Annotated in this window: 9 protein-coding genes; 4 read left to right on the top strand and 5 right to left on the bottom strand. The window is 69.5% G+C overall.

Annotated elements, in window-relative coordinates; all coding sequences use genetic code 11:
• Nucleotides 1-15 precede the first annotated feature (15 nt).
• Together J7E25_RS11680 and glgB are read left to right on the top strand one after the other, a co-directional pair.
• A complete protein-coding gene (locus J7E25_RS11680; protein ID WP_214870308.1) occupies nt 16-2,040 on the top strand; it encodes a maltotransferase domain-containing protein in 2,025 nt (674 codons plus the stop codon).
• Entirely contained in the window at nt 2,033-4,240 is a 2,208-nt protein-coding gene (glgB, locus tag J7E25_RS11675) for a 1,4-alpha-glucan branching protein GlgB (RefSeq protein WP_214870307.1), read from the top strand. The genes J7E25_RS11680 and glgB overlap by 8 nt, the downstream gene beginning before the upstream one ends.
• A gap of 78 nt (nt 4,241-4,318) precedes the next feature.
• Here the strand turns inward: glgB and J7E25_RS11670 are convergent, their stop codons facing one another.
• Both J7E25_RS11670 and J7E25_RS11665 read right to left on the bottom strand, forming a co-directional pair.
• Complete coding sequence (locus J7E25_RS11670) at nt 4,319-5,248, bottom strand: tetratricopeptide repeat protein (RefSeq protein WP_214870306.1); 930 nt, start codon at nt 5,246-5,248, stop codon at nt 4,319-4,321.
• Nucleotides 5,245-7,092: a hypothetical protein gene (locus J7E25_RS11665; protein ID WP_214870305.1), complete on the bottom strand. Its 1,848-nt coding sequence runs from the start codon at nt 7,090-7,092 to the stop codon at nt 5,245-5,247. Before J7E25_RS11665 ends, J7E25_RS11670 begins: the two co-directional genes overlap by 4 nt.
• Before the next feature lie 210 nt (nt 7,093-7,302).
• Here J7E25_RS11665 and J7E25_RS11660 point away from each other — a divergent pair, with 210 nt between their 5' ends.
• Complete coding sequence (locus J7E25_RS11660; RefSeq protein ID WP_214870304.1) at nt 7,303-8,919, top strand: DivIVA domain-containing protein; 1,617 nt, start codon at nt 7,303-7,305, stop codon at nt 8,917-8,919.
• Between the two features lie 22 nt (nt 8,920-8,941).
• On the top strand, nt 8,942-10,006 hold the full coding sequence (locus tag J7E25_RS11655; RefSeq protein ID WP_214870303.1) for an AI-2E family transporter: 1,065 nt from the start codon (nt 8,942-8,944) through the stop codon (nt 10,004-10,006).
• 63 nt (nt 10,007-10,069) lie between these two features.
• Here J7E25_RS11655 and J7E25_RS11650 read toward each other — a convergent pair whose 3' ends face one another.
• From J7E25_RS11650 to J7E25_RS11640, 3 genes are read right to left on the bottom strand one after another with little or no spacing between them, the layout of a single operon-like run.
• Entirely contained in the window at nt 10,070-10,810 is a 741-nt protein-coding gene (locus J7E25_RS11650) for an alpha/beta hydrolase (RefSeq protein WP_214870302.1), read from the bottom strand.
• The gene (locus J7E25_RS11645) at nt 10,807-11,115 is read right to left on the bottom strand and encodes a hypothetical protein (protein ID WP_214870301.1); all 309 of its coding nucleotides are present in this window, start codon (nt 11,113-11,115) and stop codon (nt 10,807-10,809) included. The genes J7E25_RS11650 and J7E25_RS11645 overlap by 4 nt, the downstream gene beginning before the upstream one ends.
• A 59-nt stretch (nt 11,116-11,174) precedes the next feature.
• Complete coding sequence (locus tag J7E25_RS11640) at nt 11,175-11,822, bottom strand: hypothetical protein (RefSeq protein WP_251006661.1); 648 nt, start codon at nt 11,820-11,822, stop codon at nt 11,175-11,177.
• Nucleotides 11,823-11,839: the final 17 nt, after the last annotated feature.

The following is an 11,839-nucleotide window of genomic DNA, read 5'->3' as shown; positions in this document are numbered from 1 at the left end:
CGCTACGGTCGAAACGTGACCACCAGCACCACGCTCGCAGGCCGCATTCCCGTGACGCGGCTCACTCCCGCCCTGCCCGACGACCGCTGGCGACCGAAAGCCTACGAAGGCGAGGTCGTGCCGTTCCGCGCGACCGTGTTCCGCGAGGGGCACGACCAGGTCGGCTCGATGCTCGTGCTCACGAGCCCCTCGGGCGAGACCCGGCGCGAGCGGATGTCTCCGCTGGCGCCCGGCACCGATCGCTGGGAGGCACGAGTGCTCCTCGACGAGACCGGCGAGTGGCGCTGGCACGTCACGGGCTTCGACGACGAGATCGCCACGTGGCGTCACGATGCCGCGCTCAAGGTCGACGCCGGCGTCGACGTCGAGCTCATGTTCGAGATCGGCGTGCGGCTGCTCGACCGGGCCATCGCGGAGAAGGCGCGGCCCCTCGCCGCACGCAAGCGCCTCACGGCGCTCGCGAGCGGGTTGCGCGACTCCGCGGCATCCGTCGTCGTCCGCCGCCCTCTCATCGACGACGCCGCGCTCGCCGAGTTCGAGGCTCGCCCGCTCGCTCGCATCTCGACCGACTCCCCAGAGCAGACGATCGTCGTCGAGCGACGTCGAGCGGGCGTCGGCTCGTGGTACGAGTTCTTCCCCCGCTCGGAGGGCGCGAGACGCCTGAAGGACGGCAGCTGGAAGAGCGGCACCTTCCGCACGGCCGCGAAGCGGCTCGACGGTGTCGCGGCGATGGGCTTCGACGTCGTGTACCTGCCGCCGATCCACCCGATCGGGGTCACGAACCGCAAGGGCGCGAACAATACGCTGAATCCCGGCCCGAACGACCCCGGGTCGCCCTGGGCGATCGGCGGGCCGCTCGCCGACGGCACGCCCGGCGGGCACGACGCCGTGCACCCCGACCTCGGCACCCTCGCCGACTTCCGCGCATTCGTGCGCCGTGCCGCGGCGCTCGGCATCGAGGTGGCCCTCGACCTCGCCCTGCAGGCCTCCCCCGACCACCCGTGGGTCGCCGAGCATCCCGACTGGTTCACGCAATTGCCCGACGGCACGATCCGCTACGCCGAGAACCCGCCGAAGAAGTACCAGGACATCTACCCGGTGAACTTCGACGACGATCCGGCCGGCATCTTCGACGAGGTGCTGCGCATCGTGCGGCACTGGATGAAGCAGGGCGTGCGCATCTTCCGCGTCGACAACCCCCATACGAAGCCGCTCTCGTTCTGGGAGCAGCTGATCGCGACGGTCAACGCGGATGACCCGGGCGTCGTGTTCCTCGCCGAGGCGTTCACGCGCCCCGCCATGATGCAGGCGCTCGCGATGGTCGGGTTCCAGCAGTCGTATTCCTACTTCACGTGGCGCAACACGAAGCAGGAACTCGAGGAGTTCCTCTCCTCGGTCGCCGAGGAGACCGCCGACTTCATGCGGCCGAACCTGTTCGTGAACACGCCCGACATCCTCACCGAGTACCTGCAGTTCGGCGGCCCCGCCGCCTTCACCGTGCGAGCGACGATCGCCGCGACCGCGGCGCCCACTTGGGGCGTGTACTCGGGCTTCGAGCTCTTCGAGTCGGTCGCCAGGCCGGGAGCGGAAGAGGCGATCGACAACGAGAAGTACGAGTACAAGCCGCGCGACTTCGCCGGCGCCGAGCGCCAGGAGGGCCGATCGCTCGCGCTGTACCTCGGCATCCTGAACGCCATCCGCGCGGCGCACCCTGCACTCGGGCAGCTTCGCAACATCCGTTTCCACTCGAGCGACGACGAGTCGGTGCTCGTGTACTCGAAGCATCTCGAGGGCCGATTCACGCCGACCGGCATCGATGACACGGTCATCGTCGTCGCGAACGTCGATCCGCACTCGGTCAGGGAGACGACGGTGCACCTCGACCTCGCCGCGATCGGGCTCGAGCCCGGCACCCGATTCGAGGTGGAAGACCTCGTAACCGGCCAACGCTGGGACTGGGGCGAATCGAACTACGTGCGGCTCGATGCGTTCACGCGCCCTGCGCACATCCTGCACGTGAGAAGGGGCCCGAATGCCTGAAACGATCGCCACGCCCGTCATCGACGACTGGGTGCTCGCCGCCGTCGGCGAGGGGCGGCACTCCGACCCGCACTCGGTGCTCGGCCAGCACGGATTCACGGCCCCGGGCGATCCTCGGCCGCTCACGGTCATCCGCACCCGCCGCCCCCTCGCCGAATCGGTCGAGGCGGTGTTCGACGACGGCGTATCCCTGTCGCTCGCTCATCTCGGATATGGCGTCTGGGGAGGAGCCGGAGCGTTCGGCCCCACGGGCTACCGCGTGCGCGCGAGCTATGGCGACGGGTCGGAATGGACGAGCGACGACCCGTACCGGTTCGCTCCCACGATCGGCGAGCTCGACCTGCACCTCATCGCCGAGGGCCGGCACGAGGAACTCTGGCGCGTGCTCGGCGCCCAGCACCGCGAGCACTGGGGCGTCGGCGGCGGCGTCCACGGCACCGCATTCACAGTGTGGGCGCCGCGCGCCCGCGCCGCGCGCGTCGTCGGTGAGTTCAATCGCTGGGACGGCACCGCGCACGCGATGCGCAGCATGGGCGCAAGCGGCGTGTGGGAATTGTTCATCCCAGACCTCGAGCCCGGCTCCGTGTACAAGTTCGAGCTCCTCACGGCGGCCGGCCACTGGGTGATGAAGGCCGACCCGATGGCCCGGCAGGCCGAGGTCTCCCCCGCGACCGCCTCCGTCGTGAGCGTCAGCAGCCACGAGTGGGGCGACGGCGAGTGGATGACTCGTCGTGCGGCGACCAACGCGCACGAACTGCCCATGAGCGTCTACGAGCTGCACCTCGGCTCCTGGCGCCCCGGCCGGGGCTACCGAGAGGTCGCCGACGAGCTCATCGAGTACGTCAATTGGCTGGGCTACACGCACGTCGAGTTCATGCCGCTCGCGGAGCATCCGTTCGGCGGATCGTGGGGCTACCAGGTCACCGGCTACTACGCGGCCACCTCACGCTTCGGGCACCCCGACGACCTCCGCTACCTGATCGATCGACTGCACCAGGCGGGCATCGGCGTGCTCATGGACTGGGTCCCCGGTCACTTCCCGAAAGACGACTGGGCGCTCGCACGCTTCGACGGCGAGCCGCTCTACGAGCACGGCGACCCCCGGCGGGGCGAGCAGCTCGACTGGGGCACCTACGTCTTCGACTACGGCAACCCGCGGGTGCGCAACTTCCTCGTCGCGAACGCGCTCTTCTGGCTCGAGGAGTTCCATGTCGACGGCTTGCGCGTCGACGCCGTCGCCTCGATGCTCTACCTCGACTACTCCCGCGAAGAGGGCGGCTGGGTGCCGAACATCCACGGCGGCCGCGAGCACCTCGAGGCGATCGGGTTCCTCCAGGAGGCCACGGCCACCGCCTACAAGCGGAACCCCGGCATCGTCATGATCGCCGAGGAGTCGACGAGCTGGCCCGGGGTCACCGCGCCGACCACGAGCGGCGGCCTCGGCTTCGGCTTCAAGTGGAACATGGGCTGGATGCACGACACCCTGCAGTACATCTCGAAAGACCCGATGTACCGCTCGCACCACCACCACGACCTCACGTTCTCGTTCCTCTACGCGTTCAGCGAGCACTTCGTGCTGCCGATCAGCCACGACGAGGTCGTGCACGGCAAGGGCTCGCTCATTCGCAAGATGCCCGGTGACCACTGGCAGCAGCTCGCCAACGTGCGCGCCTACCTCTCGTACATGTGGGCGCATCCCGGCAAGCAACTGCTCTTCATGGGGCAGGAGTTCGGCCAGCTCTCCGAGTGGAGCGAGGAGCGCGGCCTCGACTGGTGGATCCTCGACCAGCCGACCCACCGGCAGCTCGCCGAATTCGTCGGCGCACTGAATCGCTGCTACCGGCAGCGACCCGAGCTGTGGGAACTCGATGACGACGCCGCAGGCTTCGAATGGATCGAGGGCGGGGCCGCGGCGCACAACCTCATCGCGTTCCTCCGGTACGACCGTGCCCGCAGGCCGCTGCTCTGCGTCGTGAACTTCGCGGGCGTACCGCACGAAGGATTCCGCCTCGGCCTGCCGCAAGCCGGCCGCTGGACCGAGATCCTGAACTCGGATGCCGCGGAGTTCGGCGGTTCGGGCGTCGGCAACCTCGGCGGGGTCGACGCCGTCGAGCGACCGTGGGCCGGGCGCCCGGCCTCCGGCGTGTTCACGCTCCCGCCGCTCGGAGCGGTCTGGTTCACGCTCGAGTCCGGTGGTTGAGTAGCGCCCGGCGAAGCCGGACGCGTATCGAAACCACTGGCCGCGGCGCTGGCGGCGTCGCGGGCCGGCGGGCTGCCGTCAGTAGAGCAGGTTGGTGAGCCGCCGGCGAGCGGCGATCACTCGCGGCTCCTCGGTGCCGACGACCTCGAAGAGCTCGATGAGGCGCTCGCGCACCCGGTTCTTGCCGTCGGCGTCGAGGGTCGGGAATAGGGTGAGCAACCGGTCGAATGCATCGTCGACGTGGCCGCCCGACAGGTCGAGGTCGGCGACGTCGAGCTGCGCGTCGAGATCGCTGGGCGCCGCCGCAGCGGCGTTGCGGATCGAGTCGAGCGTCTTGCCGGCGAGCCGACCGAGGAGGTTCGCCTGGGCGAGGCCCGCGACCGCGAGCGAGTCGCGCGGATCTTGCGCCATGGCGGTGCGATATGCGGATGCCGCGGCCTCGAAGTCGCCGCGCTCGATCGCGTCGTACGCCTCCTGGTGCAGCGGCGGCAGCGGCTCCTCGACGGGCTCCTGCGCGTCGCCATCGGCACCGGCGTCGCCGGACTCGACTCGGCCGGAGACGCCGTGCTGCGCACCGAGCTCGAGTAGCTGGTCGAGCACCTGGTCGATCACGTCGTCGGGCTGGACGCCGGCGAAGAGCGGCACGGGCTGGCCCGCGATTACGGCGACGACCGTGGGGATCGCCTGTGCCTGGAACGCCTGGACGAGCTGCGGGCTGCGGTCGGCGTCGGCTGTGGCGAGCACCATCCGGCCGTCACGCGCTCGTACGAGACGCTCGAGCGACTCGACGAGGGTTCGCGACTGCTCGCTCCACGAGGCCCAGAGCGCGACGACGACCGGCACGGTGCGGGAGAGCTCGAGGGTGGAGCCGAAGGCCGCGTCATCCGTCTCGAAGACGATGCCGTCGCCGGATGCCGGGCCGGCCTGCTCCTGCTGGCGCTGCACGAGCGCCGACAGGTCGACGGCGCCGCGCAGGCCCGGACCGTTCGGTGAGATGGGGTTCGTCATGGGACCTCCGAAGCTCCGATGAGACTCTCGGACCAGCCGAGCAAGCGGATCGGCTCGGCCTCGCCGGTGCCGACGCCGGGGACGTAGAACAGCAATTGGATGCCGATCACGCGCTGCACGCCCTTGGCGCTCGCCGACGTGAAACCCGAGAGGGCAGCGCCCGGGGCACCTGCCTCGAAGGCGATCGTGCCGCCGTCGTTCGGCGTGACCCGCTCGGTCTGCTCGATCGACACGGTGACGAGCGCTCCGGCGTCGTTCGTCGCGAGCGCGACGGTGGGACTGTCGCCGACCACGTTCGAGAAGTTGATGTCGGCCGTCGGCGGCAGCCCGTCGCGGATGGTCTGCTGGCCGGCGACGCCGAGCTGTTCGCGCAGCACGTCGCCCTCGGCGTCGAACATCGACGCGAAGCCCGACTCGTCGCCATGCAGCAGCACGTCTCCGTAAGCGGAGGCGACCTGGCCCGTGGGCATCACGAGCCCCTTGTACTCGGGACTGATCGGCGAGGCGCCGACGACCGCGGGCGCGACCGGGGGTACGTCGGCGTCGGGAGCGAGGGCCATCGCGTACTCGATCTTGTAGTTGTCGCGAGGCGACTCCTGCGTGAGCACGAGCGCGGTCGGCGCGACCGTCGGGTCGTCGGCGTTCTTCGCGATCGTGAGCACGGTTCGGGGCCACCCCGTGGCCTGCTGCGGCAGGGTGAGGGTGAGCGGCGAGGCGGGGATCGCGGGCGGCGCGGGGTGCTCGGGCAGCACTCCCCGAATCGCGTAGTTCGCCGTTCGGGCTTGGAGCGCAGGTCCAGTGAACCGCTGCGGTGCCGCGTCGGAGTTGCCCGAGGCGTCGACCTCGCCCGCGAACACGGCGATGCGGCGCATGATGCGCTCCATCTGGGGCACGGTGACCGCGGGCTGGGCGCCCTCGTCTTCGGTCTCCTCGGCCGGCTCACCCGTGACGGCGGGCGTCGCCGGCGCGCTCGTGGCCGGGGCGTCGCCGCCCTGGTCGAAGCTCGGCCAGTAGTCGGCGGAGCAGGCGCTGAGCAGGAATGCGGGGATCACGAGGAGCGGCACGAGCGCGACTCGCCTCGAGCGCCCGATCGCGCGCCGACCGCCGCCCGTCACCTGGCTGCGGCGCATCGACGGCGGCTTGGGTGCACTCGGCAGCTTGCCGCGCGGCCCTTTGGGAAGGTTGCGCCGCGGGCCACGGGAGCGGCGATGCCGCGCGAACCCGGAGATCAGGAGCCATGCACCGGCGAGGAAGACGAGGGCGCCACCGGCGATGAGCGGGCCGGCCCACGGTGTCGAGTTGTCGAGGGGCCAGGCGATCGACAGCCGTGACGGCACGGGCTCGATGCCGTCGGCGGCGATGATGACCGAGATGCCGTCGGGCACGTCGACCGTGGTGGTCAGCGTGTTCTCACTGGTGAACTCGTCGAGCCAGAGGTCGGAGCCGGAAGGCGACGCGGCGGCCTCCTCGGTATCGGCGGGGACATCGGGTGCCGGCGTCAGCTCCCCGTCGACCGGCTCCGGGGTGACGACCTCGCTCACGAGCTCGTCGGAATCGGCGTCGTGCTGCACGGCGATGTACGGCGACTCTCCGAGCCAAGCCTCGACATCGGTGCTGCGACCGTAGGCGAGGAAGACGGTGTCGGAGCCCGATACGGTGAGCGTCTGCTTGCCGGGGTGCGCTGCGAGCACGTCGGGCTCGAGGACGATGTAGTCGGCGTCGCCCTCGACCTCGGCTGAGAGCGATACCCGGTCGGGATCGAGGAGCACGGTGCGCTCGGCGATACCGAGCCCGATCATCACGGCCGCGGCGATGAACGCCACGATTGCGAAGACGAAGCGCACGAATTACCTCCAGTGCCGCCGTGGGGAGCGGCTTCCGACAAAGACATTCCACACTACTGGCGGTGTCTGGGAGTCTCCTAACCGCGAGCTGTGCAGCAGGTGTCATTGGGACCTGTGGAGGACGTGTCCTCGTGGATGCCGCGTGCCCGTACAATCGGATCACATCCCGCATGCGCCCCCACAAACGCGGGACACGATCCCGGAGGAAGAATGTCCGTCGAAGAGACCGAGTTCACGCAGGTGTTCCGCGGGTATGACAAAGACGAAGTCGATCAGAGCCTCAACGGTCTTCGTCGCGAGATCATCGCCGCGAACAACCAGTCCGCTGAGAACGCCAAGGAGAACAAGCGGCTCCTCGCCCGCATCGAAGAGCTCACGGCCGAGCTCGAAGAGGTCGGCAGTCCCACGTTCTCCGGACTCGGTACGAAGCTCGAGAACACGCTCCGGGTCGCCGAGGAGCAGTCCACGAGGCTCATCGCGCAAGCCGACATCGATGCTGAGAAGCTCCGTCGCGCCGCCGAAGACGAAGCGCACCTCATGCGCTCCGACGCGCACGAGCTCGCAGAGCGCACGCTCACCGAGGCACGCGCCCAGGCCAGCCGCATCCTCGAGAACGCCCGCGCCGAAGCCGACGACATGATCTCCCGCTCGCAGGAGTCGAGCGAGCAGCTCCGCCAAGACGCAGCGCGCGACGCAGCAGCCATCCGCGGCGCCGTCGCGACCGAGACGGCAGAGCTGCGCACGAGCGCGAAGCGCGAGTCCGCGGCAATGGTCGCGGCGGCCGAGCGCAAGGCGTCCGAGATCCTCGTCGCTGCCAACGCGGAAGCCACCGAGGCCCGTGCGACCGCCGCCGGCCTCACCCAGGAGACCGAGCAGACCCGCGCCGAGGTCGCGATCGAACTCGACCGCGCTCGTGCAGATCTCGCTCGCGAGACCGAGCAGGCCCGCATCGACCTCGCCTCCGAGACCGAGCAGGCGCGTCTCGACCTCGACCGCGAATCGGCCGAGGCCCGCGCTGCGATCGATGCGGAGATCGCCGAACGCCGAGCCGCCCTCGTCCACGAACTCGAGCAGGCACGCACCGACCTCGACCGCGAGCTCGAAGCCGGGCGCGCCGAACTCGCCGAGCAGCGCGAGCAGGCGAAGGTCGACCGTGAGCGTGAAGCCGAGGCGGCACGCCTGAAGATCCAGCACGAGCTCGAGCGCATCCGCGCCAAGCACGCCGCCGACCTCGAGCAGATGCGCGCCGACCTCTCGCTCGAGCAGGAGCAGGCTCGCGCCGACTTCGACGCCGAGGCCGAGCAGGCCCGCATCGATCTCGACAACCAGCTCACCGCGATGCGCAAGAAGACGACGCACGAGGTCAACCGCATGCGTCGCGAGATCGAGAAGGCCCACCTCGACCTCGAGTCGGAGCTCGCCACCAAACGCGACGAGGCCGAGCAGGAGCTGCTCGAAGCGCACCAGGAGGCCGTCTCCCAGACGCAGAAGTTCCTCGACGACGCCAACGCCGAGCTCGCCGAGGCGGTCGCCCGCACCGCAGAGAGCCGCGCCGAGGCCGACCGTCTCGAGACGCAGGTGCGCACCGAGATCGCCAAGGTGCGCGACAAGGCCGACGACGAGGCGCGCGACCGCATCGCCGCTGCGCACCAGCAGGCGCGCAAGCTCATCTCCGACGCCGAGGAGCGCACCCGTGCCCTCGTCGCCGACGCAGAAGACCGCCTGTCGCAGATCAAGATCGAGCGCGACGCGGTGGCCGGGTACTTCGAGAGCCTGCGCGGCGTACTGACGCAGGCCGAGCAGGTAGCCGCGCAGAGCCGCCGCTAGACAGAGAGACCGCGTCGGCTCGGTGAAGATTCAGAACGCGTTCCGCATCGGTCTCGTCGGAACGCTCGGGGTCGGCCTCGGCCTGCTCATCCTCACGTCGCTCGCGACGCTGTCGACGATCATCACCTATATCGGCGCGGCACTTTTCCTGGCCCTCGGCCTCGATCCGGCGATGAGCTGGCTCGAGCGCCGAGGGCTTCCTCGTTGGGCGGCGATCATCATCGTCATGAGCGGGGTCGGCCTCCTCGTCGCAGCGCTCGTGCTCGCGGTCGTGCCGATCATCGTCGACCAGGTCAGCCAGCTCGTCGACGAGTTGCCCCGGATCGTCGACCGCGTGAACTCGGAAGACTGGATCGAGGCGCTCAAAGAGCAGTTCCCGCAGGTCCCGATCGACGAGATCAACGGGCAGGTCACGAGCGGACTCACCGACTTCTTCACGAACCCCGACAAGTTGAGCGAGCTCGCCGGTGTGGGGCTGCAGGTGGCCGTCGCCATCGGCACCGGCGTGTTCGCCGTCATCGTCGTCTTCATCCTCATGCTGTACTTCGCGGCGTCGCTCAACACGATGAAGCGCGCGACCTACCAGCTCGTTCCGGCATCCAACCGCGCGAGGTTCGCCGATCTCACCGAGCAGATCACCCAATCGGTCGGCCGCTACGTGCTCGGGCAGGTCTCGCTCGCCGCCGTCAACGGCGTCTTGAGCTTCATCTTCCTGTCGATCATCCGAGCCCCGTTCCCGGCCGTGCTCGCGTTCATCGCCTTCCTGCTGTCGCTCATCCCGCTGGTCGGCACGCTGACGGGTTCGATCATCATCGTGCTCGTCAGCCTCATCCCGGGGCTCGGTTCACCGCTCACCGCCCTCGTGGCCGCGATCTACTACCTGGTCTACATGCAGGTCGAGGCTTACGTGCTGAGCCCTCGCATCATGAACCGTGCGGTGAAGGTGCCGGGAGCGATCGTCGTAATCGCGGCGCTCGCCGGCGGTTCGCTGCTCGGCATCCTCGGCGCGCTCATCGCCATCCCCGTCGCCGCGTCGATCCTGCTCATCATCAAGCAAGTCGTGGTGCCGCTGCAGAACGAGCGGTGACCCGAATCCCACGGCCGGCAGCTTCGCCCATACGCGCTGCCGTGGCGTCGGGCCGACCGGATGTCATCCGGTCGTGACCGGCCAGGTCGTCGGCAGCGGCGATGCCGCAGGATTCACCGTCGCGACGATCTCATCGAGCACCCTGCGCGTCTGCGCCTCGCCCACCCAGAGGTGCCGGCCTCCTGCCACGTCGATGCGCCGGATCTTGGGCAAGGCGGCGAATCGCTCCGCCGCCTCGGCGGGTCGCAGGTAGTCGTCGTGCTCGGGAATCAGCGCGACGAGCGGCGTTGAGGCGTCGTTCCACTTGTGCAGCTCTGCATCGCTCGTGCGGTGGAGCGGGGGCGAGAGCAGGATGGCACCGTCGATGCGGTGCTCGAGTCCGTACTTCAGCACGAGCTCGGTACCGAACGACCAGCCCAGGAGCCACGGATGCGGCAGGCCGCGCTCCTCGACGAACGACATCGCCGCTGCGACATCCGCTCGCTCCTTGACGCCGTCGCCGAATTCGCCTTCGCTCGTGCCACGCGGCGAGGTGGTGCCACGTGTGTTGAAGCGAAGCACTGCGAGATCGGCGAGCGCCGGGAGGCGCGCTGCCGCCTTGCGCAGGATGTGCGAGTCCATGAAGCCGCCCGCCGTGGGCAGCGGATGCAGCGTCACGAGCGTGGCGACGGGCGCCCGCTGTTCAGGGGTCGCGAGTTCGCCGACGAGGGTGAGCCCGTCGCTCGTGTGCAACTCGATCTCTTCGCGAGTGGCGGGAAGTTCGACGCCCGCGCGGATCTCGACGGGTGCTTCGTTGTCGCTCACGGGCTTTCGATCCTCCAACAGTGGATGTGCCAATGCCGGCGAGCCGCGAGATCGGCCGCATCGCCGAGCACCCCGTCGCCGCGCCAGGCCACGAGATGCGCAACGCCCGGTGCGACCTCGAGCCCGCATCCCGGGCAGAGATACGCCTTCACGGCTTGCGCCTCGGAAACGGGCTGCACGTTCCATTCACGTCCGCCACGCACCTCGGTGCGGCGCCAGCCCGTCGTGAGCCGCTCGACGTCGAGCTCGGGATGGCCCTCACGCGCACGTGCCGCGCGGCCCCGGGATCGGTTCGCGCGCACCATGGTTCCAGTCTAGGCGGGCTCCGTGCGTGCGTTGTGCGGGCGAGGGCACCAGGCGGGTCTCAGTACCAGCCGACGTCGGTCGAGTGCGCCCACGCGCCGCACGGCGTGCCGTAGCGCCCGGTGATGTACCCGAGGCCCCACTCGATCTGCGTCGCGGCGTTGGTCTCCCAGTCGGCGCCGGCGGTGGCCATCTTCGAGCCCGGAAGTGCCTGCGGGATGCCGTAGGCGCCACTCGAGGCGTTGTAGGCATTCACGCGCCAGCCCGACTCCTTGCTCCAGAGCGCCACGAGGCAGTCGAACTCCGACGACCCCCAGCCTCGCGCCGCGACGGCCCCTGCTGCATAGGCCTGCGCGGAGCCCGGATCTGGCGTCACGGCGGGCGGAGCCCAGCCGCTGCTGGCGGGCGCGATCTTCACCTCGGGCTTCTTCTCGACGACGTATCCCTCTTGGTCGATCGCGATCGAGTGCTCGTCGCCGACCTCGACGGTCTGCGGCTGTTCGCCGCCGAAGCGATCGCCGCGGTTGAAATCCGGCGATGCGGTCGCGCCCGAGTACGGGTCGACGACGTTCACGAGCAGAAAGCTCACCGAGGCGAGGAACGCGAAGGTGACCGACGCGGCCTGCTTGACTCCGCCCTGCTTTCGAGTGCCCGATGTCGGCGGGCGCCGCGCCTCGCCTATCTCGTCACTCCCAGCATGCCTAGCCACAATTCGTCGAGTGTATC

The organism is Agromyces sp. ISL-38 (assembly GCF_018613935.1).
Classification (GTDB): domain Bacteria; phylum Actinomycetota; class Actinomycetes; order Actinomycetales; family Microbacteriaceae; genus Agromyces.
Note: the sequence above shows the minus strand (reverse complement) of the source record. Positions and strands in the feature narration are given on the sequence as shown.

Excerpts from the sequence above, each read along its gene's own strand:
- glgB (WP_214870307.1), top strand. The coding sequence starts at position 2,033 with ATGCCTGAAACGATCGCCACGCCCGTCATCGACGACTGGGTGCTCGCC.
- J7E25_RS11670 (WP_214870306.1), bottom strand. The coding sequence starts at position 5,248 with ATGACGAACCCCATCTCACCGAACGGTCCGGGCCTGCGCGGCGCCGTC.
- J7E25_RS11660 (WP_214870304.1), top strand. The coding sequence starts at position 7,303 with ATGTCCGTCGAAGAGACCGAGTTCACGCAGGTGTTCCGCGGGTATGAC.
- J7E25_RS11645 (WP_214870301.1), bottom strand. The coding sequence starts at position 11,115 with ATGGTGCGCGCGAACCGATCCCGGGGCCGCGCGGCACGTGCGCGTGAG.